Here is a 25,743-nt window from a genome sequence, read left to right on the forward strand (position 1 = left end):
CTGTGCGGGTCATCCAATGGGGGTCAATAGTCCACCACATCAAAGCCACCGCTGAGGATCCGGTCACATTCTGTTTACACGGCAGCTATGGCCTTCTGGTATCCCAAAGTGTAATCTCCATCACATTCCCTCATGCGATATTCGCATTCCGTATGACGGAACCCCTTCAGAGCTCAGTAAGGAGCGCACTGTGGAAAAAGACCATGCCCAGGAGGCTGCAACACCGCGGACCGGATCCCTGGCACAACAAATCGAAGGCGCGTATCAGCGAATCGGGGTGACCGGCGCGCACCGCCAGATCGTCTTCATGATCCTGCTGGGTGTCTTCTTCGACGCCCTTGAACAAAATGCCGTAGGCATCACCGGCCCCATCCTTCGCCAGTCCTGGGGATTGGGCGCCACCGAAATCGGCTTGCTGAACACAATGACGTTTACGGCAACCGCACTCGGACGGCTGGCGACGGGCCTGATCGTCGACAAATACGGCCGGCGCCACATGCTGGTCATCAACCTCATCATCTTCGCCGGAGGCTCGTTGCTCTGCGCGGTGGCCCCCAACTATCCCATCCTGGCGGTGGGACGCTTCATCGTCGGCTTCGGATTGGGCGGCGAAATCGCGGTAGCCGTGATCATGATGGCGGAGTTCTTCGCTGCCAAACACCGTGGCACGGCGGTTGGCCTGATCAACGTCACCGCTGCCGGCTTGGGCAACATGCTGGCACCGGCCTTCGGCATCCTCGTCTTCACCCTCTTCGACGGCCCGGACAAGTGGCGCTGGGTGTTCGGCCTTCTGTTCATCCCCGCACTGCTGGTGATGTTCTTCCGTCGCTACGTTCCGGAAACGCCCCGCTTCCTGGCCTCGCAAGGAAAGATCGACGAAGCGAACCTGGTCATCACCCGGCTGGCACGCAACAAGCTCTCCGGCCCCGTCACCGATCCCGAAACCTATATCACCGCAGTCCCCGACCCCGTGGTGGTGAAGACGTCCGGCCATTGGAAGGACGCACTCCACGGCAAGCTCCTCAAGCGCACGGTCCTGCTGTGCATCGCCGTCTGCATGTCCTACGCCGCCCAGATCTCCATGCTGACGCTCATGCCAACCATCCTGGTGTCCCGGGGTTACGCCGTGAACACCAGCCTGTGGTTCACGCTGATCATGCAATCAGGTTCCTTGCTGGGCGCCTGCACTGCCGCATACCTCGCCAGCCGGCTGCCTCGGAAAAAGGTCCTGACATCGGCTGCGATCCTGGGCTGCCTGTCCGGCCTGTCCATGGCTTTCCTGGCCAGCGACATCGTGCTCATTGTGATCTTCGGGGTGCTCTTCAACTTCTCCGTGATCATCCTGAACACCACTATTTGGCTGTTCGCTCCGGAGCTCTACCCCACCCGCACCCGCGGGTTCGGAACGTCCATCATCCTGGCCGCGGGTTCCCTTTCCGGCGGCTTGTTCCCGCTCATTTCAGGGGCTGTCTTCGATTCGGCCGGACTGCCGGGGATGTTCACCACACTGGCAGTGTTGTTCATTGTCCTGGCCGTCGTGGTCCAGTTCCCGCCGGAAACCTTCGGCAAGCCCTTGGAAGAAGACGCCGAAGCGAACGAGGACGAGGAGGCTGCCATCTATGGGCACTGACAGTCACGCACCGAGGGACAAAACAGTCCTGCTGATCAATCCGAACACCAACAGCAACACCACCGCCATGATGGTGGACCTCGCCGCGGAGACTCTCGCGTCACACGGCCTCCGGGTCACTGGAATCACCGCAGCCGCCGGCCCCTCCATGATCGTGGACCCGGAGAGTCTGGCCGAGTCCGCGGAACACGTCAGGGAAGCAGCCCACGGCTACCTTTCAGGACCCGACGGCGGCAGGGTCGCCGCCGTGATTGTGGCGGCAATCGGCGATCCCGGGCGTGAGCAACTGGACCGGGAGCTGGAGATTCCCGTGGTCGGGATCGGGCAGGGTTCCCTCGATGCCGCCGCCCACCACCCCGACGGGCACCTTCGCCGTTTCGCCATGGCAACGAGCACACCGTTGCTGGTGGAGGCACTGGGCAAACTGGTGGCAGCCCACGGGTTCCAAGAGTCCTTTGCCGGTGTTCGCTTGACGGAGTCCGAGCCCCTGGTCCTGGCGGCCGATCCCGAAAGGCAGTACCGGGAACTGGCCCATGCTGTGTCTGCGGCATCGGAGAAGGATGGTGCGGACGCGGTGATCATCGCCGGTGGCCCGCTCAGTGCCACCGCCCGGCGACTTGCCGAGTCCACCTCCGTCGCCATCATCCAACCGGTGCCCAGCGCCTGCCGGCTGTTGCTCACCTTGCTGGCGAAGGACAGCTGACCACACGCCAGTCACAACCCGACGGCGGTCCGCAAGGGCCGCCGTCGGGCGTCACTGCACGAGGCGCGTCCATGCCGCAAGCCTCACCCGCAAACTTGATGCGAACTTGAGCAAATCGAAAAGGTTCCTTGATGTTGCGGCGCCACGCTGGAAGCAGTCGGAACACCAATACCTCGGGGTTTCGGCAACGAATTTCCGGTATGGAACACAACGATGTGGGGGACCAGATGGACCAGTCAGCAGCATTAAGCGAGGTGGTGTCAGTGAAGGGCATCATCCAGGATCAGCACCCCGTGGATTTCTACGCGCTGGGCGTCGCCGGATGCATCGACAGGCTGGCAGCCCCGTTGCGACGGGCAGGCGTGACCGTGCACTGGCACACTCCGCACCACGGCATCGAGATCTCGTCATCGGCCGCCGCACTGCTCTATCACGTGGCGCAGGAAGCCTTCAGCAACACCCTCAATTATGCCGAGGCCAGCGAACTCACCGTCCGGCTCAACGCCGTCTACCACGGCATCCAGCTCACCATCACGGATGATGGCAACGGATTCGAAATCCATGCCGCCCCCAGTGGACGCCGGCACGGCTTCGGACTGCTGATGATGTCCATCGCAGTGCACGACGCCGGCGGGACAGTGGACATCGACTCAGAAGTTGGGCGGGGCACCAGTGTGAGGGTCACGCTGCCGCTGGATTGAGTCCTATTTGGGACCATAATCGGGCTCCCAACCCATGGATCGACGGCACTCCCGGACGTATTCTGTAGCTACTTTTCAGCCTGCATCCCAACGGAATGGCAACGAAAATGGCGCGGAACAAGGGTCCAAAGCTAGGTCTGGGCAAGGTCCTCTTGAGGGTCTTCGTGTTCTTCTTCGTGAGCATTCTCTGCGGTGTGCTGATCTCCGGCTTCGTGGTGCCCGTGGTCGCTTTCACCAGCACCACGGTGGGCGGGTCCATCGGGTTTTACCAAAGCCTGCCCAGCCAACTCGACGTCGATTCCCCTTCCCTGTCCAGCACGGTGGTCACTGCAGACGGGCAACACATTGCAACCTTCTTCGCCGAGAACCGGGTGAAGGTTCCCTTGGAGGAAATGTCGCCATTCATCCGGGAAGCGATCGTGGCCATGGAAGACAGCCGTTTCTACGAGCATCCCGGCGTTGATGCGCAGGGCATCATGCGGGCGCTGAGTTCCAACCTGACCAAAGGGACCCGGCAAGGCGCCTCCACGCTGACCCAGCAGTACGTAACCAACGTGCTCAACGAGTCGCGCCTGTCCGAGGGCCGCCCAGAGGATGTAGTCCTCAGCGGCGAGAAGACCATGGGCGATAAGCTCCGCGAAATCAAGCTGGCCTTGGAGTTGGAGAAGCGCTTCACCAAGGAACAAATCCTCGAGGGGTATTTGAACATCGTGTTCTTCAACCGGAACGCTTATGGCATTGAGGCCGCGTCACGGTACTTCTTCAGTACGTCAGCGAAGGAACTGACGTTGCCGCAGGCTGCGCTCCTGGCAGGCCTGGTTAATGGCCCCAGCATCTATGATCCAACAGCCGCCCCGGAGGCTGCGCTCATTCGCCGCAACCTGGTGTTGGACCGGATGCTGGAGCAGGGCAAGATCACCGCGGTGGACCACGGGGTCGCAGCGGCAACGCCCATCGAACTCAACATCACCCCTTCCCTGCAAGGCTGCGCAGGGGCGTCGATTGCTACCTACTTCTGTGACTACGTTTCGCATCTCATCCTCAATAACGAGGCCTACGGTTCAACGGTGCAGGAACGTGAACGGCTCCTCTATCGAGGCGGCCTCACCATCACCACCACGCTGGACAGCAGGCTCCAGGCCGTCGCCCAGCAGCAAGTGGACTCTTCCGCCGGTGCCAACCCGGATAAATGGGGCGCTGCGTTGACCACGGTGCAGCCCGGCACCGGCAAGATCCTGGCCATGGCCCAAAACACGGTGTTCGTGCCGCAGGACGGAAAATACGATACCCAGCTGAACTTCAACGTGGATGCCAAGGATGAGAACGGTTACGACCTCAATGGCGCAGGCGGCTTCCAGCCCGGTTCCACCATGAAACCCTTCATCTACGCCGAGTGGCTCAACGAAGGCAAGAACCCCACCGCCGTGGTTGACGCCTCCCGCAGGGTCTACCCCGTGGGTTTCCCGTGGCGTTCCAGCTGCGGCAGGGTGCTGGGTGGTTACAGCTCGGCACAGAAGGCGCAGAACCTTGGTGCCGACGATGACCTGCAAAACAACGACGTCGGCTACTACCGCCCCATGCCCATCAATTACGGCCTCTACAACTCCATCAATACGGCCACCTTTGCCACTGCCGCTCAACTGGACTTCTGTGGAATCCAGCGGATGGTGGACACCGTGGGACTGCACAGCGGTTTGGACAACGCACCGGTCAACATGCACCAGATCGGCAACCTCCTTGGCTCCATCGGCGTGGCTCCGCTGGTGCTCGCGAGCGCCTACGCCACCTTCGCCAACGACGGCACCTACTGCAAGCCCATCGCCATCACGGGAATCAGCGATTCCCAGGGCAGGGAGTACCAGACCCAAACACCGGAGTGCCGGGAAGCGGTAAAGCCGGCCGTGGCACGCGGTGTGAACGCCGTCCTGCAGGACGTCATGAAGGTTGGCTCCGGTGTGTGGATCGAACCCAAGGTCCACACCCGGGTCCCTGTTGCGGCCAAGACCGGTACCTCCAACAACAACGGCGCTACGTGGGTGGCCGGCTACACCACCGCCCTCGCCACCGCCTCGTTCTTCGGAGACACGACGGCGGGACAGCAGCGGGCGGGACAGAACGTCACCATCAACGGCAAGTTCTACAAGTCACTGGATGGCTACATGATCGCCGGCCCGCAGTGGGCCAACTACATGATGGAAGCCACGGCACTGTATCCGAGCGGGCCTTTCGCGGCACCCGCTCCCCCGCCGCCACCGGCACCTGCTGCCACGGTACCCGCGGTTCCGAGGCTCACGGGGCGGTAGGCAGGCCCTGGGGATCGTCGCACCAAGTGACAATACGTACGACGGCGACCTGCCGCCGTCGTGCGCTGGCGTTGCGGGGCCTGCTCTGCGTGGCATTTCCCGCGCTTGGCGCGCAAAGCGGGCCTCACAACGGCCGACGTTAGCGGGCGTAGCGCTCCGTGAAGTTCCTGAGCACGCGCATCGGCTCCGTCACCGATGATTGGCGTGCCGATTCGATGAGTTCGTCCGCGGTGTGCGGGGGAAAGTAGCCTGAGTCCTTGTAGATGGTGATCCGGGTGATGAGGCCGTCGGCGTCCAGCTCGGGGTGGAATTGCGTTGCGTAGAGGTTGTTCTTGATCCGGAACATGTGCACCGGGCAGGCTTCGGAACTGGCCAGCAGCACTGCGTGCTCGGGAAGTTGGCTGCACGCTTCCTTGTGTCCCACGAAGGCTTCGAAAGTGCGCGGGACACCTTGAAGCATGGGGTCGCGCTCCCCCTCGACGGTCAGTGTGATCTCCGTAGCTCCTACCGGCTCCCCGAAGCGGCGATCAATGACGGCGCCCTGATGCACACCCAGGGTCCCCACCCCGTAGCAGGCACCAAAGAACGGGAAGTCCTCCGCCACGATCCGGTCCAGCAGCGATGAGAGTTCCGTCTCAACCCGGATCTGGGCGGCGCTCTTCTCCTCCACAGGATCGCTGGACGTGAAGGGACTGCCACCGACAATCACACCGGAGTAGTCGGACAGGTCAAGGGGCGGCAAAGGCCCGGATTCAAGCCGAATCCGAACCAATTCTTCCGGCTTCAGGCCGCAGTACCGGAGGTAGGCCTGGTACTCGTCATCGGCTGCGGCGTCTTCGGCGCGGGTGGCCAGCAAGAGGAAGGGCTTCACAGGCCCAGTCTGCGTGAGGAATGGCTGGGTGACAAAGTGTGTTGCTGCAAGGGGGTGTCTGACAGAGACTCCCTCACGTCGCCGTGCCTGCATAGCGTTGTCTTACCCCCTATGAAACAGCACCCCCAGCATGACTCATCCCTGAGGAGCAATCTTTGAAGCAGGACCCTGTGGTCGTCGGAACACCATCGCCGGAGGCGACACCTGCTGAACGGCAGCAACCGAAGAAGATCCCGTGGGGCGGACTCCTGGTGCTGGCGGCCGCTGGTTTCACGGCAGTTACCACCGAGCTTCTTCCGTCCGGCCTGCTTCCGCAAATCAGCCGCGACCTCGGAGTCGATGAGTCGGCTGTCGGTTCGTTGACTGCTGTGTACGCAGCGATCATCGTCTTCACGGCCCTCCCGCTGTCCCGTTTCCTGGCCGGCAGGGTTCCCCGCAAGACGCTCTTGATCGCCACTGTGCTGGCCTTTGCCCTGAGTAACGTCCTCCTGGCCTTGAGCCCCACTCTGGGCTGGGCGATCGGGGCGAGGCTCCTTGGCGGGATCGCGCACGGAATGCTGTGGTCCAGCATGGCACCGTACGTGGCACGCATCGTTCCGGCCCACTCCGTGGGCAAGGCCATGGCCGTGGTGTTCAGCGGCAACAGCATCGCGCTGGCCGTGGGAGCACCCATCGGCACGTTGATGGGCTCCCTGATGACGTGGCGCGCCTCCTTCATGGTGCTCGCGGGCGTCGGCGCGCTCTTGGCAGTGTTGGCTTTCTGGCTGCTGCCCGGCGCGCACGACCACGCCAGCCAGAAGACCCCGTCCCTCCGTGCGGCCATGAAACTGCCGGGGGTGATCGCCGTGGCCATCGCCTGGCCGCTGTTGCTCCTGGCCCACTTCACCCTGTTCACCTACGTGGCGCCGTTCCTGTTGGCTTCCGGATTGCCCGAATCAGCCACCAGCCTCTCCCTCTCTGTAGTGGGAATCGCCAGCCTGGTGGGCATCTGGATTGCCGGCATGACCGCTGACTCCCGCCCGCGCACCTCGGTGATTGCCGCCGTCGGACTCCTGACCCTTGCTTTCGCCCTGCTGCCGGCGCTGGGCGGCAGCTGGGTGGGCGCGTTTGCCCTGATGACCCTCTGGGGCATTGCCTTCGGCGCCGTGGGAATCTACAACCAAGCGGCGATCCTCCGTGCCGGAGGTGAGCACAAGGATGCCGCCAACGGCCTCACCGTGGTGACCATCCAACTGGGCATCGCGGTCGGGGCTGTCTATGGCGCGTTCGCCCTCACCACGGTGGGAGCTCAACTGGTGCCCCTGGCCGCGGCGGTTCCTACGGCGATAGCGCTGGTGATCATCATCGCCAGCAGGCGGGGCGGCTACCCGGCCGGCCCTCGCGAGAAGCGCCGTTAACATGCCCGAAACACGCCAGTGACGTGATCTTCACGAACGAGGGATTTCTGTAACTTAGCTGCAACTTAGCTCTTCTGAGTCGGAAACATAGCTCACCGAATATTGATCGGGGGGTTGGTGTGGGCCGTGCAACAACGGCCCCGTTTCGGACAGGCTTGATCAGAAGGGAACGCAGGTGGAGATCTCTGCGCAACACGTCTGGCTGATGTTGTCATCGGCAATGGTGCTATTCATGACCCCGGGCCTCGGCCTGTTCTACGGCGGCATGACGCGTGCCAAGGCTGCGCTCAACATGATCATGATGAGCTTCATCTCAGCCGGCATCGTGGGGGTTGTCTGGGTCCTGTGGGGCTACTCGATGACCACCGGCGACGGATTCCTGGGCTTGTTCGGCAACCCCTTCGCGCACTTCGGGCTCCAGGACCTCATGGGTTCACCGGATCTCATCAAGGCAGGCTTCGCGGCAACGTTCGCCATCATCACCGTCGCCCTGATCAGCGGCGCCATCGCCGACCGCGCCAAGTTCGGTGCCTGGGCAGTGTTCGTCCCCATCTGGGTCACCGTGGTCTACTGCCCGCTGGCGTACATGATCTGGGGCGGTGGCCTGATGAGCGCCGGCGGTGCCCTCACGGAAATCTTCGGCCAAGTCATCGACTTCGCCGGTGGCGCAGTGGTTGAGGTGAGCTCCGGAACTGCCGCTTTCGTCCTCGCATTGATCGTGGGAAAGCGCCACGGATTCGCCAAGGACCCCAACCACCGCCCACACAACGTCCCCTTCATCATGATCGGCGCGGCCATCCTGTGGTTCGGCTGGTTCGGTTTCAATGGCGGCGCCGCAGCAACGGCGGAGCAGGCCGGCCTCATCTGGGTCAACACCCTGGTTACTCCGGCAGCGGCCATGCTGAGCTGGCTCGTGGTGGAGAAGGTTCGCCACGGACACCCCACCTCCCTGGGTGCTGCGTCCGGTGTGGTGGCTGGCCTGGTTGCGATCACCCCATCCTGCGCCAACATCACCCCGCTGGCCGCTCTGGGCCTGGGTTTGGTGGCCGGTGCTGCCTGCGCGGTGTTCGTTGACTTGAAGTACAAGTTCGGTTTCGACGATTCCCTCGACGTAGTGGGCGTGCACTTCGGCGCAGGTGTGATCGGCACGCTATCGCTCGGCTTCATCGCATTCCCCCAGGACGGTGTGGCTGGCGGCCTTCTCTACGGTGGCGGCCCTCAGCAGCTCATCGCGCAGACCATGGCCGTGCTGGTCACCATCGCCCTTTCCGGACTCGGCACGCTGATCATCGGCCGCGCCATCCACAAGACCATCGGCTTCCGGGTCCCCCACGAGCACGAAGTCACCGGCGTGGACCTCACCCAGCACGCCGAGTCAGCCTACGAGTTCGGCCTCACCGCCCACGGCCACTTCCGCCAGCAGCAGGCGCACCTGTCGGCGTTGATCAAGCGGAAGCCGGCTACGGAGGCCAAGGAAGACAGCTTCGCCTAGACCTGGGTTCCGCCGTCGGCTGCTGTTGTGTGCGCCGGGTTGGTAGCAGCCGGGCTAGCCTGAGCCGTTCCAGATCCGCTGCCACCACGTTCGTTTGGTGTCCGGTGCGGGTTCCGGCTCGAGTGGAGCTGCCGCTGCCCTCCGTTGCCGCCAGCGCTCCAATTCGGCGTCTATATCGCGGAGTTTGGTGATCACTGGAGGGCCACCCTGCAGCTGCCGCCGGGCCTCGATGACCCGCTTGTTAAAGTCCTCAAGAATGTCCCGAACCTGTTTATCGGTGTACTGCTGGTCCAGTTTGCCGTCGAGCTCAGCATCCTCGATCCGCAGCAGGATCGCAGGTGGGCCGATCCCGCTCAGGCGTTCGCGCTGGATGAGCCCTTTGACCCACCAGTCGGGATCGTAGTGCTCCCCTAAGCCCGGGATGGGTTTACCGGCGTACTTGAGGTTGTCGAACTTGCCCTGGTTCATGGCATCCCGGATCAGGTATTCAACCCGGGCAGCATCGTCCACCTTCCGGCGCTTCTCCCGCTCTTCAGCGTCAGCGGCCTCGATCTCAGCGTCCTCTTGGGCGCTTCCACCCCATCCGCGTACCGCACGTAGTTCCGCGCCACGCTCAAGCTTCCGCCTGAAGGCGTTGTTCTCGGCATTCACGGTGCTCGCCACCTCCTCACACGGCAGCCTTGGCCTGTCGGACATCGTGGTTCTGGGTCCAGTATTCCGCAAGATGCGGGCCACGGGCGAGGCCCGTACCTCCGGCCCGTTAGCATGGGGGCCATGGAGTCATTCACCTGGGCCAAGGCAAAAACCAGCGACGCCGGCGAAGCCAAGGTTGCCGTCCTTCTCCCGGGCTCGGGGTACCCGGTGCAAGGCCCGGTTCTCTTCTGGGTTGGTGAGATGCTCACTGCGTTCGGTTGGCACGTCCAAGCTGTCAGATGGACGCCCGAAGACGAGCCTGGGCCGGACCCGCACGCATTTGTAGCGCGGGCGGCGGAGGAGGCCTTTGCTGCCGTGCCGTTAACAAGCCGGCGGCTGGTGGTTGCGAAGTCGTTCGGGACCTTGGCAATTCCCTGGGCTGAAGACACAAAGACAGCGGGTGTGTGGCTCACACCGTTGCTGACGGACGCCAAAGTCAGGGAGACGATCGCTCATACGGACAAGGCCGACCTCTTCATCGGCGGTTCCGAGGACAAACTCTGGGACGGCGGCCAAAAGTCTGAATCGGTGGGGACATTTGTTGAGATCCCCGGCGCGGACCATTCCCTCCAGATCCCGAATGACTGGCGAGCTTCGCAAGAGCTCCAATCGGGCGTCTTCAGCAGGATTGAGGAATTCGTTAAGGCCCTGCCGGACGCTGTCCAGTAGAAATCGAGCAATGTGATGTGGGGGCATACATGAAGCTGAATCTGATGGTCATCGCGGCGTGGGCGGTCACGGCCCTGCTTGTTCTCTTGGGATGGGCCACAGGTGTGACGCTCTGGTCCTACATGGAACCCGTCGTGGACACAGTCGATCCTCCTGCCAGCTACTACGTGGCCGCATGGGCTGGCGTCGCAGCCCTGGCCTTGAGCTTCGTCGCGAGCATCTGCGTGACGCTGTACGTGGCGAAGTCCCGCGCAACGTGCCGCCACCACCCACTTTCACGGTGAACCAACCCCGACCCGCCGCAAAAGTGGCGTGTCGGGCAGCTCGAAGTAGGTGGTGGCGGCCCGGCCGGAACTACGCCGGAACTAGGAGCGCACCGCCATGCTCGGATCCAGCTGCTCGATGCCTTCCGGGCTCACCAGCACAACGCGTGCCGTGCAGATGTCGTAGTACAAGCCGGTGGCCTGAACCAGGCCGGAGGCAATAGCCGGCCCCGTGACGGGGTGGTCCTCGAGCTTCCGGAGTTGCAGGGCCACATTCACCATGCTCAGTTGATCCAAGCGGCTGTACCCGTGCGCCTCTGCAGCCATGGCCACCGGGTGGCCGGCCAACAGGGCAGAGTAGCTGGGCCGGGCGTGTTCCAGCCAGGTATCAAAACCGGATCCCAAGGCAGGAGCAGCACCCTCGGCATCAGCGATGACTGCCTTCATCGCACCGCAGTTGGAGTGCCCGCAAATGACGATCGAGTCCACGGACAACGCCTTGACTGCGAAGGACAGCGCGGAGTCGATCGAAGCATCGTGATTGTCACTGCACACCACGTTGCCGATGTTCCGAAGCGTCAGGAGGTCTCCGGGTCCACTGCTGGTGATCAGGTTCGGATTGACGCGCGAATCTACGCAGGCGACAAACAACGTGTCAGGGTTCTGACTTTCGGTGAGGTCCTGCACCAGGGGGCGGACCTTGTCCGCGTGGCGACGATGGTACTTGTCGATGCCCAGGAGGATCGACCGCAGCGGCAGCTGACCGCCGTCGTCGTCCTTTGCTTCGGTGACCACGTCAGCAGGCTGCCACGACGTGCGGGGCGGCAGCGGGAATTCGCGCAAGTCCTGCCGCTGGGGAGTGTTGTCCTCGGCGTCCGTGAAAGCAGTGGTCCCATGTTCCTCCAGAACCACGGAGGCGCCGGTATTGCGGTGCTGCTTCTGCCAGGCCACCAACGCTTCGCGGAAGGCGTGGTCCAGGTAGTCGGCGTTGAGTTCCACTACGACGTCCTGACCTTCGGGCACGGAATGGAGGACGCGGTTGAGCCGGGGCAGGGCGAAGAAGCTGCACGAGCCAGCGATGGTGACGCGCCACGACAGGCCCGAACCAGCGGGCGCATGAGCGTGAATCTGCGCCCTGAGCACGCGCCACAGCACGCAGAGGGCGGCGAGGGCCAGTCCGATGATGACGCCCTCCAGCAAGTTGAGGGCCACGACGCATACCAGCGTCACGGCGTAGACCAGCAGGTCGCCGGTGCGGAGGCTGGTGCGGATGTCGGCGATCTTAATGAGCTTCGCGCCGATCACCAGGAGCAACCCGGCCAGCACGGACAACGGAATCAGCTGGATCAGGCCGGCGAACAGGGCGGAGAACACCAGGACCCAGACGCCGTGCAGGATGGCGGAGGTGCGGCTTTTCGCGCCGGCTTCCACGTTGGTGGCGCTGCGGACGATCACGCCGGTCACCGGGAGTCCGCCGAGCATGCCCGAGACAACGTTCGCGGAGCCTTGGCCCACCAGCTCGCGGTTGAGGTTGGTGCGCGAACCGCCGTGCATTTTGTCGACGGCGACCGCTGACAGGAGCGATTCGATGCTTGCGATCAGGGCCACCGTGATGACGGCCATGCCTGCGGCGCGCCAGTTGCCGTCGGGCAGGCTGGGGAGCGCAATGGCGTCGAAAATGGAGCCGCTGAAGCTGATGCGCTCAACGCTTGGGGCTACCGCTACAGATAGTGCCGTGACAGCCACGACGGCGGCAAGGGGCCCTGGAATCTTCCGCACCGCTGCGGGGAGGAACTTCCACGTCAGAAGTATCGCGACGACGGCCAAACCCAGCAGCGCCGAGTGCAGTTCCACGTTGGTGATGGCCGCTGGAAGTGCGGTCAGGTTTTCGACGGCGGACCCGGCAGCTTGGCCGCCAAGCAGCACGTGGGCTTGCTGCAAAATGATGGTGATACCAATGCCCGCGAGCATCGCCTTGACCACCACTGGCGACACTGCCAGCGCGGCTCGGCCAATACGGCTGACACCCATGAGTAACTGCAGGACGCCGGCACCGACCGTGATGGCGCACGTTACCGCCCAGCCGAATTCGTCAACCAGACCGGCAACGACGACGGTCAGTCCGGCCGCGGGGCCGCTCACCTGCAGTGGGGAGCCGCCTAGGCTCCCAGCGACAATGCCGCCGACGGCTGCGGCGATGAGGCCCGCCATGACAGGAGCTCCGGACGCGGCGGCGATGCCCAGCGAAAGAGGAAGTGCGACGAGGAAGACTACGAGGGACGCGGGAAGGTCCGCGCTCAGGTTCCTGAGGAAAGAGGGTTTGGTCGCACCTTTGCCCGGGTTCTTTCCCGGCGGGCTGTGCGAGTCCGTGGGGACGGTGGCGTGTTCGTTGGGTTGCGGCATGGGGTTCCTTTGGCTCGGGAGTGCTGACCCATCCAAGCTACGGAACTTGTCACCGTTAATGACAACTAGATGTGACAAGCATGACAAAAGCTGTGAAGTAGGTGCGTCACGTGAGGACAAAGGGGAACTTTCGCGGGGGTGGGGATCGTTGGGGCAACCCAGGGCATTGCTCGTTCCCGTCGCACTTTCGTCCGATGCCAGGCATCGGCCCCTGGACGTATAAACTTCGCAGGTTGACGCGATGGTCGCGTTTGAATTTTCGAGGGGTTTGGGCCTTTGGCTGCTCTGGGTATTTCTGCTTTTCCTGCTGAAGGTGCATCGCGCCGAGTCTTGGGCTTGCTGACGGCGACTCTCGCCATGACTGGCCTCCTGATAGGCGTCACTCCTGCCGCCGAGGCGGACGTCCTCTCCGACCGCGTGCAGGTTGGCCAAAGGGTATTCGCGTTGGCCGTTAACGAAACAACCAATAAGGCCTTTGCCAGCAATGACGCGGCCAACACAGTCACCATCATTGATCCGGCAACCAGGTCCCAGAAGACGGTTCCAGTGGGGACCGAACCCCGCGAACTGGTGGTGAACGAGGCGACCAACAAGATCTACGTCCAGAATTACGGCGAAACCTCGGTGTCGGTCATCGATGGCACCTCCGGAACCAGCACGAAGATCCAACTCTCGGACTCGGCCGGCAAACCCGCAGTGAATGAAACGACCAACAAGATCTACGTTCCACACAGCAGCGGTATCACTGTGATCGACGGTGCCACAAAGACCACCAAAAAAGTTCAGGCGGGCCCAGCATTCCAACTGGCCGTGAACGAAAAAACCAACACCGTCTATGCCATCGGCGACGGCGGAAACGTGACCGTGCTGAACGGATCGACAAACGCGATGACGAAGGTCACCGCGTGCACTTCGGCCTACGCAATAGCGGTCAACGACGTCACCAACAAGGCGTATGTTGCTTGCCGCTACGAGCAGTCCATCGTCGTCATTGACGGTGCCACGCAAAAGACCACGGTAGTACCGACCGGCACCGACACCCATCCCCAGGAACTGGCAGTCAACCGAGCAACCAACAAGGTCTACGCCCTCAACTTCGCGGATTCGAGCTTGACCGTGCTCGACGGGAACACCCATTCAATGGCCACGGTTCCCACGGGGTCTTATGCCCTGTCCCTCACCCTGAATGAGACCAGCAACAAGGTCTACGTCTCCGATCAGTACCAAGGGCGGGTCCGGGTGTTCGACGGCGCGACCAATTCCGTCTCCTTTGTGCCGGGTTTCAGCATTCCCGGCCGTATGGCCGTGAATACGAAAACAAACACGGTCTTCGTCCCAGACCTGTATCGCTCCAACAACCAGGACACCAGCGACGTGGTGATCATTGATGGCAGAAATATTCCTCCTGTCATCACGTCCGGCGCACCTCCGGAATCGGGCAGGGTTGGTGCCCAGTACAGCTTCGCTTTTACTGCGAAGGGCTCCTACGGCATCTCCTTCAAGGTTGCCTCCGGCTCACTTCCACCCGGCTTGACCCTTGAAGGCGCTTCACTCGCCGGAGTTCCCACCAAGGCCGGCACGTACACCTTCAGCATTTCCGCAACCAACGGGTTCAGTCCCGATGCCGTAAGTTCAACGTTCACTATCACCGTCACGCCCGATGACATCCGGCACGATTTCAATGGCGACAAAAGGACCGATGTCCTGGCACGTAGCAGCAACGGTGATCTATGGCTCTACCCAGGCAATGGCAGCGGAGGGTGGCTGTCGCCGTCAAAGGTGGGCCAGGGGTGGAATGCCATGACGGCCCTCATCACCCCCGGTGACTTCAATGGTGACGGCAAGGCGGACCTGCTGGCCCGCGACGCCAACGGGGTGATGTGGTTGTATCCGGGCAACGGCAAGGGTGGCTGGCTGGTTCGCACCCAAGTGGGGCAAGGATGGAATGGCATGACGGCCATTGCTGGAATCGGAGACTATCTCCTGGATGGAAAGCCTGACATCGCAGCCCGGGACGGCTCTGGGAACCTGTGGCTCTACCGGGGCAATGGCGTGGGTGGCTGGCTGGAAGGCAGACCCTACGAAATCGGCAGCGGCCTGAATGGCATGACCTTCATCTCGGGCCCGGGCGACCTCAATAAAGACGGCCTTGAGGACCTGCTGGCCCGTGACAGCAAGGGCACGCTGTGGAGTTTCATGGGTGAGCCGCGAACTTCCTTTGGCTGGGGCAACCAAGTTGGCTGGGGTTGGAACGCCATGACAGCTATCGCCACTCCCGGTGACTTCAACGGCGATGGCAACGTGGACCTCCTGGCCCGCGACTCCGCCGGCACCCTCTGGCTCTACCCCGGTAACGGCAAGCAGGGCTGGCTTCCCCGGGTCCAAGCCGGTTCCGGCTGGAACGTCATGAACGCGATCATTTAGCGGCCAAGGCCTCCCCCAACAAAATATTCAAGAACGACGGCGGCAACCACCCGCCGTCGTTCTTTTGCCCTCCGCACACATAACCTAAGGCTCCTTAGAATAGGCTTGGCTCCATGAGCGACACCGAAGCCCAGCCCGTCCGCATCAGTTCCGAGCCGGTTCAACTACAAGCCCTGGAACCGATGCTGGAAAAAGTGCGAGCCGCTGTGGGCGACGTCCCTGCACTGCTGGCCATCGCCAAGGAAATCGGGCTGACGGCACCGAAGCCCGGCGAGGGCAACACCGCCAAGCTATGGGAGCTCCTGGCATCCGTCGCAGCCGTGGACGTGGCAGCCGGTCGGGTCCTGGAACCTCACCTCGATGCCGTAGCCATCCTCGCCCAAGCAGACGATGCCCAAGCAGCCGTACCCGCTACACCGGAAGGCGCCTGGGGAGTGTTCGCTGCCGAAGGCCCCGGACTCAAGCTCGAGGCAAAGCGCGATCACGCCGGGTCCTACGTCCTCAACGGATCCAAACCGTGGTGCTCGCTCGCTTCCCAACTGGACGGCGCCGTGATCACCGCCTACACCGGAGACAACAGCCGGGCAGCCTTCGCCGTGCACCTCAAAGACGCCGGAGTGTCCTGCGAGACTCCCGAGTGGACCAGCCGCGGACTGCGGGAAATCCCCAGCGGCACGGTCCACTTCGACCAAGTTCCCGCAACACCGGTGGGCGACGAGGGCTGGTACTTCAAACGGCCCGGCTTCGCTTGGGGAGGCATGGGCGTGGCCGCGTGCTGGCTCGGCGGAGCGGTGGCCGTGGCCCGGGACTTCAGAACCGCGCTGGCCAAAGCCGCGGACAACGGTCGGGAACCCGATCAGATCGCCCTCGCTTCCTTGGGTGAGGCGGACAGGATCATCACGTCCGTCACCGGGTATCTTGCCCAGGCTGCAGAGCGGATCGACGCCGGCTTCACCACGGACAGCCCCGGCGCCTGGAGCGAAGCCCTGCGCGTCCGCGGAACTGTTGCCGCCGCCGTCGAACGTGTTCAAACAGTGGTGTCCCAGAACCTCGGTCCCGGCCCGCTGGCCTTCAACGGGACGTACGGAAAACGCATGGCCGATCTCTCGCTGTACATCCGCCAGCATCACGCCATGCGGGACGATGCGCAACTGGGCGCCCTGACCTTGAAGGGGGACGCCGGATGGTGACGTTCTCGCACGCAGACACTGGGACGTCGGAGGCGGCATGGGCGGCCAGTGGTGTCGCCGCCCTACCGGAATTGCCGCTCGACGCGGGTGAACTCGCGGCCATGACCTTCGTGGTTCTCGCCGCACATCCGGACGACGAAACGCTGGGTGCCGGCGGCCTCCTGGCCAAGCTCCGCTCCGCCGGGGCAACGGTGACCATCCTGCTCTGCACGGCAGGCGAGGCCTCGCACCCGGACTCCCAAACCACGACGCCGGAACAGCTTGCCGCTGTGAGGCTCGCTGAATTCGACACGGCTGTGTCCGGGCTGGCTCCCAGCGCGACGTGGCGGTTCTTGGAATTGCGCGATGGGCAGCTGGCGGCCAATGCGGATCGAATCGCCGAGGCGGTGCGCGAGGCCGTCACCGGGCAACCGGCGGAAAACGTGGTGGTCGTAGCGCCGTACCGCTCCGACGGGCACACTGACCACGACACCCTTGGAACGGTCGCCGGGGACGTTGCCGCAGCCGGAGGCCATGGCTTGCTGGAGTACCCCATTTGGTACTGGCTGTGGGCAGAACCCCAGGACGCCACGTGGAAGTCATGGGTTCGCGTCCCGCTCACACCGGCGGATCAACGCGCCAAGGCCGACGCCATGCGGGCCCATGCCTCCCAAATAGAACCTCTATCCGAGCAACCGGGCGATGAGACGCTGCTGTCACAGACTTTCCTGGAGCACTTTACCCGCCCCTTCGAAACTTTCGCGTGGCACCCGTCCAAGGCTGGAAGCAACAGCGCAGCGGACGCAGAGCGCATCTTTGACGAAGTTCATTCGCGGGAAGACGACCCGTGGAACTACACCAGCAGCTGGTACGAACGGCGGAAGCGTGCGTTGACGTTGGCGGCCCTGCCGGAGGAATCGTATGAATCCGGACTTGAACTGGGGTGTTCCATCGGCACACTCAGCGAGGAGCTCGCCCAGCGTTGCCGGCAGTTCATTGGAGTGGACGCCAGCGGCGCAGCCGTGACCCAGGCAGCAGAGCGGCTGGCACGGTTCCCGGCTGCGGAAGCCCGCCATCTCACCATGCCGCATGAATGGCCCGAGGGAAGCTTCGATCTGGTGGTGCTGTCCGAGACGGGCTACTACCTGTCCGCGGAGGAACTCAGCGAGCTCCTGGCCCGGATTCAAGCCGCAACCCGGCCAGGCGGGACACTGCTGCTGTGCCACTGGCGGCACCCCATCTCCGGCTGGCAACTGGATGCTGAAGCGGTGCATTCCATGGCGCGCAGCCAACTCGCTTGGCCCACGCAGGGGCTCTACCGGGAAAAGGACTTCGTCCTGGAGGTCCTGCTGGCCCCGCATGAGGCGCCATGACCAGGCCAGCACCACAGGACATCAGGAGCGTAGTGGTGGTGATGCCCGCCCACAACGAGGACCGGCACATCGGCCCGGCACTAGCTGCGTTGAAGACCGCCGCCAATGCCCTGCAGCGGGAGCACCCAGGAATCACGGCTTCAATCACCGTGGCCCTGGACAGCTGCACGGACCGCTCAGCTGACATCACAGCTATGCACGCCTCTGGGGACCCCCGTTTCGGCGCCGTTAGCGTGAACCTCCGGAGTACCGGAGCCAGCCGCGACTCCGGCATTCGGGCCGCCTTGGATCGCATGCCCGCGGACGGGACCGCGAATACCTGGTTGGCGACTACCGACGCCGACTCCATTGTTCCGGAGCACTGGCTGGTGCGGCAGGTGGAACTGGCCAACGCGGGAGCGGACGCCATCCTGGGCTCCGTGGAGCCAGACCCAAACGACGTGGATCCGACAGTACTGGGCCGCTGGCTGGAACTGCACCCGTTCCGCGAGGACCATCCCCACATTTACGGGGCCAACTTCGGCGTCCGGGCCTCTGCCTACGTAGCCGCAGGCGGCTTTCCCACCTTGAGGGCCCACGAAGACCGGATCCTTGTTGACCGGCTCCGCCGGCACGGGTTCGCCGTCACCGCAACGGACACCACCCGGGTGGTGACGTCCGGCAGGATGCAGGCCCGGGCACCGGAGGGGTTCGCGGCCTACCTTCGAACCCTCGGCGCCGGACTTCCCGCTGCAGGTTAGGCGGCCAAGGATTTTTCAACGGCGGCAATGGCGGCGGCTGTGATGGTTTCGCGCTCGCCGGATCCGTCCACGGTCACCAGGATCCCGCGCTGCGAGTAGGCCGTCACCACTGGCTGCGTCTCGTCCCGGTACAGCTCCAGGCGGCGTTGAATCACGGTCTCGGTATCATCGCTCCTGCCCTGTTCCTGGGCCCTGCGGAGCATGCGTGCAACCAGCTCGTCATCGGAGGCAGTCAACGCGAGCACGGCTTCCAGGGGCTTACCCCGGGCGGCCAGCATTTCGTCCAGCGCGCCGATCTGGATCACCGTTCGGGGATAGCCATCCAACAGGAAACCGTCGGCGGCATCGGCTTCCTCCATGCGCTGCTTGAGCATGTCCGTGGTGACGTGGTCCGGCACGAACTCGCCCCGATCCATGTACTCCCCGGCTTCCAAGCCGAGCTCAGTCTTGTCCCGAACGTGGGCGCGGAACAGATCTCCCGTGGAGATGGCAGGAATGCCGAAATGCCTCGCGATGTGCTCGGCCTGCGTGCCCTTGCCGGAACCCGGAGGTCCCATGATGATCAATCGCGCCATGACACTGGTCCGTTTCGAGAGGCGGCCGGGACTTAAACCATACGCCGACGACGGCGGGAGGCACCCGCCGTCGTCGGCTTCTTTTTGCTGTGGTTCCTGTCGTCAGGCGTTGGCCGGCTCGGCAAGGAGGGAATCGATCTGGCCGATGGCTTCCTGCAGCCCCTCTTCCATGCCCATCTCGGCCATCTTCTGCATCTGTTCTTCTGACTCGAAAGTGGAAGTGAGGGTCATTCGCGTGCGGTCGCCAACGGGTTCAAGCCTGACGGTGGCGTGCGTGACACCCAGTTCGTCCACAGGGGCGCCTTGTTCGTCGGCAAATCCGTCGTCGAATTCGAGGTGGTCCGGGGCGTTGATGGTGGTGAACTGCCACCACCCGCGGGCTTTGGTGCCATCCGGGCCGGTCATGTAGTACGCGGCCTTTCCGCCGGCGGTGAACTCGTGGGTCTCAAAGGTTGCGGGCCAGGTTGGTGGGCCCCACCACCGTTCAAGCTGCCGCGGGTCCTCCCAGATTCTCCAGACGCGCTTCACATCGGCATCGAACTCGGCGACAACGGTGAGGCTCAGGGCCTCAACATCCTTGTCCACGCTGACAACAGTCATGGCAGATCCCTTTCATCATCTTCAGCGAGTATGTCCGCGATCCGGCTGGCGCGTTGCCGCCAGATCATTTCGAATTGATCCAACAGATGCCGGGCTTTTTGCAGTCCATCATGGTTTCCCCGCACGATCTGCTCCCTCCCACGCTTCTCCTTGGTCACCAGGGAGGCCCGTTCCAGGACCGCAACATGTTTCTGCACGGCCGCGAAACTCATGGCGTAGAGCGCAGCCAGCCCGGAGACGGAGTACTCCCCCGCTGTCACCCTCGCCAAGATGTCGCGCCGAGTGGTATCGGCCAACGCTTGGAACAGGCGATCGATGTCTACATCTTTTCCGGGTGTTGGACTGAGCTGATCTACAACCATTTGGTTGTACAATACGCCCCCGCCGGTTGAGAGTCAACGGTCACCCCGACGCTGAAATGGATTATCGACACCCAAATTCAGTGACGACACCCGGATTTGGGTGGCGCCGGGGAGTTTGGGAGGCGCCGGGGAGTTTGGGAGGCGCCGGCGGATTTGGGTGGCGCCGGCGGCACCGCACCGCAACCCCCACTGGGACCAGCACCCGGCCACCCCTTGCGGGCCACGCAGCTCGCGGGTAAGTTATTGAAACGTCTCAAGAAAGCGTTTTCCCAATCCTGGTTTCCCGACCCCTTAGGTGGATTCGATCATGACTCAGCACGCCCCGATCACGTGGATCGATGGCGAACCGCCCGCCGGACTCAGCGGCGGCACGACGTGGGGGATGCCGTTTCAACGCGGCACAGTCCCGGACGCAGCCGCCCTCAGGGTCCTCGACTCGGGCGGGAGCAACGTCACCGCGCAAACGTGGCCACTCGCCACCTGGCCGGATGGATCCCTTAAGTGGGCAGGCATCGCCCTCGGCGCAACGGATCAGCCCGCATCGGAATACCAGGTAACCCACTTCACCGGGACTCCCGACGGCGGCCCGGAAGCCGCCGTCCACGGCTCACCCGAGGTGACGGTCACCGAGACAGAAGAGTCCGTGACGGTCTCCACCGGATCCTTGGACATGGTCCTGCAGCGTTCAGGCGCGAGTCTCTTCAGCAGGCTCACCCGTGATGGTTCCGTGGTGGCGAAAGACGCCCGCCTGGTGAGCCTCCGCCAAAACGACTTGGGCGAGGAGGCGGGCAGCACCACGCGTGAAGGATTTACCGGCCGCACCACCAGCGTCACGGTGGAGCAGCGTGGGCCGGTTCGCGCGGTAATCCGGGTGGAAGGGCAGCACCGCGCCGATGCCGGCGAGCGCGAGTGGCTTCCGTTCACCGTGCGGTTCTACTTCTACGCGGGTGCCCGCAGCGTCAGGTTGATGCACTCGTTCATCTGGGACGGTGACGCTGAACGGGATTTCCTTGCCGGACTCGGGGTTCGATTCACGGTTCCCCTGGCCAGCGAATTGCATGATCGGCATATCCGGATCGCAGGCGCGGACGGTGGCTTCCTGGTGGAGGCTGTCCGCGGGCTGACCGGTTTGCGGCGGGACCCGGGCGAGGCTGTTCGCACGGCGCAGGTGGCTGGTCGGCCCACGCCGCCGCTCAACGAGTGGAGTCCGCTGGTCTCCGAGCGTCTCCACCTCATTCCGAGCTGGAACGACTACACCTTGGCCCAACTCACCGCCGATGGCTTTGAGTTGCGCAAACGCACAGCGGCCGGTCATGGATGGGTCGGCATCTCCGGCGGCACGCGATCAGCGGGCTTCTGCTCCGTGAGCGATCTCGGGGGTGGCCTTGGCATCGGCATCCGGGACTTCTGGCAATCCCACCCTGGCCAGCTGGACATCCGCGGGGCAGCCTCCGCGGAGGCGACGGTGACCGCATGGCTGTACTCGCCGGAAGCCCAGCCAATGGACCTTCGCTTCTACCACGATGGTTTGGGCCAGGACACCTTTGAGGACCAGCTCGAGGGTCTGGAAATCACTTACGAGGACTACGAGCCAGGCTTCGGAAACCCCACGGGCATCGCACGAACGCATGAACTCACGTTGTTCGCCTATGACACCACGCCCAGCACGGAGAGCCTCGCCGAGGATGCCCGGGCCGCGTCCGCTCCCCCGCTGTTGCAGCCAACACCGCAGTACCTGCACGCGGCCGGAGTCTTCGGCGACTGGGCCCCCGTGGACCGCAGCACTCCAGCCCGGGCCGAGCTGGAAGACAAATTGGACTTCCTGTTCGACTTCTACCAAGGCCAAACGGAACAGCGGCGCTGGTATGGGTTCTGGAACTACGGCGATGTCATGCATACCTACGACACCGACCGGCACGTCTGGCGCTACGATGTGGGCGGCTACGCCTGGGACAACTCCGAGCTCTCGCCGGACCTTTGGCTCTGGTACATGTACCTGCGTACGGGCCGAGCGGACGTGTTCCGCTACGCCGAAGCCATGACCCGTCATACCGGCGAGGTGGACGTTTACCACCTCGGCCCGTGGCGTGGCTTGGGCTCCCGGCACAATGTGCAGCACTGGGGTTGCAGCGCCAAACAATTGCGCATCAGCACCCCCGCCTACCGCCGGTTCTACTACTACCTGACCGCCGACGAGCGCACGGGCGATCTCCTCACCGAGCTGGTGGACAGCGACCAGAACTTCCTGGGACTGGACCCCGTCCGCAAAGTACGGCCAGACGCCGATACCTACCGTCCGGACCGCGGCGCCTTGGGCGTCGGGCTCGGTACCGACTGGGGTTCGCTGGCAGCCACCTGGCTCACGGACTGGGAACGCACCGGCAATCCGCGTTCCCGCGATCGCCTGCTGGGTACGATGGCCGACATCGGCGCCCTGAAGTACGGATTCCTGACAGGCGAGGCGCTCTACGATCTGGATGCCGGAAGGTTCGACGTCGGCCGGGAAGTCATCAGCGTCTCGCACCTGAGTGCCGTGTTCGGTTTGGTGGAAATCTGCAGCGAGCTGATCAATCTGGTGCCGGACAAGGACTTCGAGGCGGCTTGGATGCAGTATTGCCGGTTGTTCCTGGCCACTCCTGAAGAGCAGGTGGCCGAGGTGGGTCAGCCCCTGGCCGGTATCTACCTCACACAGGCTCATAGCAGGCTCACGGCCTACGCTGCAGCGAAGCTCGGATCGCCGGAACTGGCCGGGTTGGCGTGGGAGAGCTTTGCCGAGGGCGGGGAGAACCTGAACCATGAAGAGGCCTTCACCGTGAAGACCATTCTGCCGCCGTATGTTTTGCAGCCGGTGGAGGAGGCCCCAACGGTCTCCACTAACGACACCGCCCAGTTTGGCTTGGCCGTCATCCAAAACCTGGCCCTCATCGGTGGCGAGCTGCCCGCCGAGGAGGTCCCGGCGTCGTAAATTCCGTTGCTTTGGGGGCGGCCTAGGAACTGGAGCGCGGGTGCATGATCCGCATCTGGTCCCAGGTCCGCTCCGAGGCGGCGATGTTCTGGTTGGAGCGTTCCCGATCCAGTGAGGCAAGCTCGACGGCGATCGCCTGGACCGCGGTTACAGCGCCCGTCAGGGACGGGAAGAAACCGGCGCCCTCCGTGGGCACCACGATTCTGTGATCCGCATGCACGGCCACCGGCGAACCCGCGCTGTCCGTAATGGAAACAATGGGCGTGCCCAGGTTGTGGGCGATATCGACGGCGCGCATGGTGCTGTCGTAGACCCGCCAGAGGCTGATGGCGATGACCAAATCTTCTGCACCGAGCCGTGCAATGGCATTGGTGAGGGCTGCGACGTCGGCATCGAGGAGCCGCACGTTGTAGCCGGCGATGATGGCATTGTGCTCCAGCGCCTTGCCGGGGATGGCGTAGCTGCCTGCCGCGACAATGAAGGTCTGCCGCGCACCTGCAATAGCCTTCGCAATTGCGTGGATTGTGTCGGCGTCCAAGGTGCGTTCAAAATGGGCCAAATTGGCACGATCCGTGGAGACCGCGGCCTGCGCAGGGCTACTGATATGGCCATTGTGTTCGGCCGCGACTTCCAGGGCGCTAAGCGACGCCAGGAAGCGGGACCGGAGCTCGAACTGGAAGTCCGCCCACCCCTTGAATCCCAGTGTTTGCGCGGTTCTGGTGACGGTGGAGGCATTCGAAGCGGCCACTGCGGCGATGTCGCTGACGGAGCCGTAGGAGGCCAGGCGCGGCTGGGACCGCAGGATGCCGATGACCTGCATTTGGCGTGCCGCGAGCTTCCGCCCCTGGACACGGCTATCGAGCCACTCGGTCAACGTTGACGAGTCGAAATCTTCTTCCACCTATTGACCTACCTCACACTTTGGCCTTAACTTCGATACATCACATCTGCACAGATCCGTGCATATTCCTCAAAATGTACAACTTGGCCCACTTTGGTAGGAATCCCCATGTCTCTCACAGCACGCTTGGATCGACTGGCTCTCAGTCGACCACACTACAAGCTTCTCCTCATCGGAGGCCTCGGCTACTCGTTCGACGGCATGGACGGTGCAGTGGTTGCCTTCCTGCTCCCGCGCATCCAGGAATTGTGGGGGCTCAGCACCGCCAGCCTCGGACTAGTGGGCTCGGCGGCCCCCTTTGGCTTCTTCTTTGGCGCAATTCTGGCCGGCTGGATGGGTGACCGTTTTGGCCGCAAGAAGGTCATGCTCTGGGCTTTGGCCTTCTACTGCCTCATGTCAGTGGTGGCAGCCATGGCTCCGAACTTCGAAATTTTCCTGATTGCACGGATCTTTGCAGGATTGGGAGCCGGCGCTGAAAGTGTGATCATCGCGCCGTTCCTGTCCGAGTTCATTCCCCCGAAGCGCAGGGGATGGTTTATCGGAACCTTGGCCGGCTTCTTCTCCTTCGGCTTCGTGGGCGCCGCGCTGATCGGCCGCTTCGTTGTCCCGCTGGGCGAGGACGGCTGGCGCTGGGCGCAGGTCATCACTGCCATCCCCATCCTTCTTCTCCTGTGGTGGCGGCGCAGCCTGCCGGAATCACCCCGGTACCTCATCAGCCGCGGCCGCATGGCAGAGGCAACGGACGTGGTGGACCGATTCGAGCAGAGCGTTGTGAAGGCCACCGGGAAGCCTCTGGCTCCCCTGCCGGCCGTAGAGGAAGAGATCACCAAGCACGAGCAGAAGATCAGCATCTGGAATGCTCTCAAGTTCATGTGGTCGAAGGCCATGCGCCGCCGGACCGCCGTGATTTGGCTGATCTGGTTCGTGATCACGTTCTCTTACTACGGCTTCTTCTCCTGGATTCCCACTCTTCTGGTGGGCCGGGGCATCACCATCACCAAGAGCTTTGAATTCTCAATCCTCATTTACCTGGCGCAGATTCCCGGATACTTCTCCGCCGCCTGGTTGTGTGACCGGATCGACCGCAAGAACACCATTGCCCTTTATCTGGCGGGATCGGCCATCAGCGCCTTCTGGCTGAGCCAGTCCAACGACTCCGGCATGATCCTGGTGGCCGCAGCAACGTTGTCCTTCTTCCTCAATGGCACCTACGCCGGCGTCTACGCCTACACTCCGGAACTCTTCCCCACGTGGATGCGCGCCACCGGTGTTGGCCTGGCAAGCGCAGTGGGCCGCATCGGCAGCATCCTGGCACCATCCATTATTGGCATTTTCGCTGCCTCCCTGGGCTTCGGCGGGGTGTTCACCATGACCACGGTGGTGCTGACCATCGGCGTCCTTGGCGTCGTGATCTTCGGCGCCTCCACCGCAGGAAAGTCCCTGGAGGACATCAACGCCCGCGCGGAACATGATCCGGCAGCGGCAGGAACAGCAAGCAAGTGAGCGGAG

21 protein-coding genes are annotated in these 25,743 nt (G+C 63.3%); 14 read left to right on the forward strand and 7 right to left on the reverse strand.

All coding sequences use genetic code 11. The annotated features are described in order from the left end of the window. Positions 1 to 190 precede the first annotated feature (190 nt). The 4 genes from FQP90_RS20735 to FQP90_RS20750 all read left to right on the forward strand — a co-directional run bounded on the left by FQP90_RS20735 (position 191) and on the right by FQP90_RS20750 (position 5,337). Entirely contained in the window at positions 191 to 1,630 is a 1,440-nt protein-coding gene (locus FQP90_RS20735; RefSeq protein ID WP_144652952.1) for an MFS transporter, read from the forward strand. After that, complete coding sequence (locus FQP90_RS20740) at positions 1,620 to 2,333, forward strand: aspartate/glutamate racemase family protein (RefSeq protein WP_144652953.1); 714 nt, start codon at positions 1,620 to 1,622, stop codon at positions 2,331 to 2,333. The genes FQP90_RS20735 and FQP90_RS20740 overlap by 11 nt, the downstream gene beginning before the upstream one ends. 200 nt (positions 2,334 to 2,533) lie before the next feature. Then, positions 2,534 to 3,034, forward strand: a complete 501-nt coding sequence (locus FQP90_RS20745; RefSeq protein ID WP_144652954.1) for a sensor histidine kinase — start codon at positions 2,534 to 2,536, stop codon at positions 3,032 to 3,034. Between the two features lie 107 nt (positions 3,035 to 3,141). Next, the gene (locus tag FQP90_RS20750) at positions 3,142 to 5,337 is read left to right on the forward strand and encodes a transglycosylase domain-containing protein (RefSeq protein WP_144652955.1); all 2,196 of its coding nucleotides are present in this window, start codon (positions 3,142 to 3,144) and stop codon (positions 5,335 to 5,337) included. 139 nt (positions 5,338 to 5,476) lie between these two features. On the opposite strand, the gene FQP90_RS20755 is transcribed toward FQP90_RS20750, so the two are convergent. Then, the gene (locus FQP90_RS20755; RefSeq protein ID WP_144652956.1) at positions 5,477 to 6,208 is read right to left on the reverse strand and encodes a glutamine amidotransferase; all 732 of its coding nucleotides are present in this window, start codon (positions 6,206 to 6,208) and stop codon (positions 5,477 to 5,479) included. 155 nt (positions 6,209 to 6,363) lie between these two features. Between FQP90_RS20755 and FQP90_RS20760 the strand changes: the two genes are divergently transcribed. Together FQP90_RS20760 and FQP90_RS20765 are read left to right on the forward strand one after the other, a co-directional pair. Next, positions 6,364 to 7,605, forward strand: coding sequence for an MFS transporter (locus FQP90_RS20760; RefSeq protein ID WP_439898662.1), 1,242 nt, complete (start codon positions 6,364 to 6,366; stop codon positions 7,603 to 7,605). Positions 7,606 to 7,780: 175 nt separating this feature from the next. Beyond that, positions 7,781 to 9,097 (forward strand): ammonium transporter, encoded by a 1,317-nt coding sequence (locus tag FQP90_RS20765; protein WP_144652957.1) that lies wholly within the window; start codon positions 7,781 to 7,783, stop codon positions 9,095 to 9,097. Between the two features lie 54 nt (positions 9,098 to 9,151). Here the strand turns inward: FQP90_RS20765 and FQP90_RS20770 are convergent, their stop codons facing one another. Continuing rightward, entirely contained in the window at positions 9,152 to 9,748 is a 597-nt protein-coding gene (locus tag FQP90_RS20770) for a J-domain-containing protein (RefSeq protein ID WP_144652958.1), read from the reverse strand. Between the two features lie 123 nt (positions 9,749 to 9,871). Here FQP90_RS20770 and FQP90_RS20775 point away from each other — a divergent pair, with 123 nt between their 5' ends. Both FQP90_RS20775 and FQP90_RS20780 read left to right on the forward strand, forming a co-directional pair. After that, positions 9,872 to 10,459, forward strand: a complete 588-nt coding sequence (locus FQP90_RS20775; RefSeq protein ID WP_144652959.1) for a hypothetical protein — start codon at positions 9,872 to 9,874, stop codon at positions 10,457 to 10,459. 29 nt (positions 10,460 to 10,488) lie between these two features. Further along, on the forward strand, positions 10,489 to 10,743 hold the full coding sequence (locus FQP90_RS20780) for a hypothetical protein (RefSeq protein ID WP_144652960.1): 255 nt from the start codon (positions 10,489 to 10,491) through the stop codon (positions 10,741 to 10,743). A gap of 81 nt (positions 10,744 to 10,824) precedes the next feature. Here the strand turns inward: FQP90_RS20780 and FQP90_RS20785 are convergent, their stop codons facing one another. Continuing rightward, positions 10,825 to 13,125 carry a SulP family inorganic anion transporter gene (locus FQP90_RS20785; RefSeq protein WP_144652961.1) on the reverse strand — a complete coding sequence of 767 codons (2,301 nt, stop codon included), beginning with the start codon at positions 13,123 to 13,125 and terminating at the stop codon, positions 10,825 to 10,827. A 357-nt stretch (positions 13,126 to 13,482) separates the two neighbouring features. Here FQP90_RS20785 and FQP90_RS20790 point away from each other — a divergent pair, with 357 nt between their 5' ends. From FQP90_RS20790 to FQP90_RS20805, 4 genes are all read left to right on the forward strand, one after another. Further along, entirely contained in the window at positions 13,483 to 15,549 is a 2,067-nt protein-coding gene (locus FQP90_RS20790) for an FG-GAP-like repeat-containing protein (RefSeq protein WP_144652962.1), read from the forward strand. A 113-nt stretch (positions 15,550 to 15,662) separates the two neighbouring features. Continuing rightward, positions 15,663 to 16,739: an acyl-CoA dehydrogenase family protein gene (locus FQP90_RS20795; RefSeq protein WP_144652963.1), complete on the forward strand. Its 1,077-nt coding sequence runs from the start codon at positions 15,663 to 15,665 to the stop codon at positions 16,737 to 16,739. Continuing rightward, complete coding sequence (locus tag FQP90_RS20800; RefSeq protein WP_144652964.1) at positions 16,733 to 18,091, forward strand: PIG-L family deacetylase; 1,359 nt, start codon at positions 16,733 to 16,735, stop codon at positions 18,089 to 18,091. The genes FQP90_RS20795 and FQP90_RS20800 overlap by 7 nt, the downstream gene beginning before the upstream one ends. Continuing rightward, positions 18,088 to 18,831: a glycosyltransferase gene (locus FQP90_RS20805; RefSeq protein ID WP_208760050.1), complete on the forward strand. Its 744-nt coding sequence runs from the start codon at positions 18,088 to 18,090 to the stop codon at positions 18,829 to 18,831. The genes FQP90_RS20800 and FQP90_RS20805 overlap by 4 nt, the downstream gene beginning before the upstream one ends. Here the strand turns inward: FQP90_RS20805 and FQP90_RS20810 are convergent. The 3 genes from FQP90_RS20810 to FQP90_RS20820 form a co-directional block, all read right to left on the reverse strand. Beyond that, positions 18,828 to 19,406: an adenylate kinase gene (locus FQP90_RS20810; protein ID WP_144652965.1), complete on the reverse strand. Its 579-nt coding sequence runs from the start codon at positions 19,404 to 19,406 to the stop codon at positions 18,828 to 18,830. The two genes, FQP90_RS20805 and FQP90_RS20810, sit on opposite strands and share 4 nt — an antisense overlap. Before the next feature lie 102 nt (positions 19,407 to 19,508). Continuing rightward, the gene (locus FQP90_RS20815) at positions 19,509 to 20,006 is read right to left on the reverse strand and encodes an SRPBCC family protein (protein ID WP_144652966.1); all 498 of its coding nucleotides are present in this window, start codon (positions 20,004 to 20,006) and stop codon (positions 19,509 to 19,511) included. Continuing rightward, positions 20,003 to 20,368: an ArsR/SmtB family transcription factor gene (locus tag FQP90_RS20820; protein WP_144652967.1), complete on the reverse strand. Its 366-nt coding sequence runs from the start codon at positions 20,366 to 20,368 to the stop codon at positions 20,003 to 20,005. The genes FQP90_RS20815 and FQP90_RS20820 overlap by 4 nt, the downstream gene beginning before the upstream one ends. Before the next feature lie 307 nt (positions 20,369 to 20,675). Between FQP90_RS20820 and FQP90_RS20825 the strand changes: the two genes are divergently transcribed. Continuing rightward, on the forward strand, positions 20,676 to 23,333 hold the full coding sequence (locus FQP90_RS20825) for an exo-rhamnogalacturonan lyase family protein (RefSeq protein WP_144652968.1): 2,658 nt from the start codon (positions 20,676 to 20,678) through the stop codon (positions 23,331 to 23,333). A 22-nt stretch (positions 23,334 to 23,355) separates the two neighbouring features. On the opposite strand, the gene FQP90_RS20830 is transcribed toward FQP90_RS20825, so the two are convergent. Continuing rightward, positions 23,356 to 24,234: a MurR/RpiR family transcriptional regulator gene (locus FQP90_RS20830; protein WP_144652969.1), complete on the reverse strand. Its 879-nt coding sequence runs from the start codon at positions 24,232 to 24,234 to the stop codon at positions 23,356 to 23,358. Positions 24,235 to 24,342: 108 nt separating this feature from the next. Here FQP90_RS20830 and FQP90_RS20835 point away from each other — a divergent pair, with 108 nt between their 5' ends. Then, positions 24,343 to 25,737 carry an MFS transporter gene (locus FQP90_RS20835; protein ID WP_144652970.1) on the forward strand — a complete coding sequence of 465 codons (1,395 nt, stop codon included), beginning with the start codon at positions 24,343 to 24,345 and terminating at the stop codon, positions 25,735 to 25,737. Positions 25,738 to 25,743: the final 6 nt, after the last annotated feature.

Source organism: Paenarthrobacter nitroguajacolicus (assembly GCF_007786235.1).
Lineage (GTDB): Bacteria > Actinomycetota > Actinomycetes > Actinomycetales > Micrococcaceae > Arthrobacter > Arthrobacter nitroguajacolicus_A.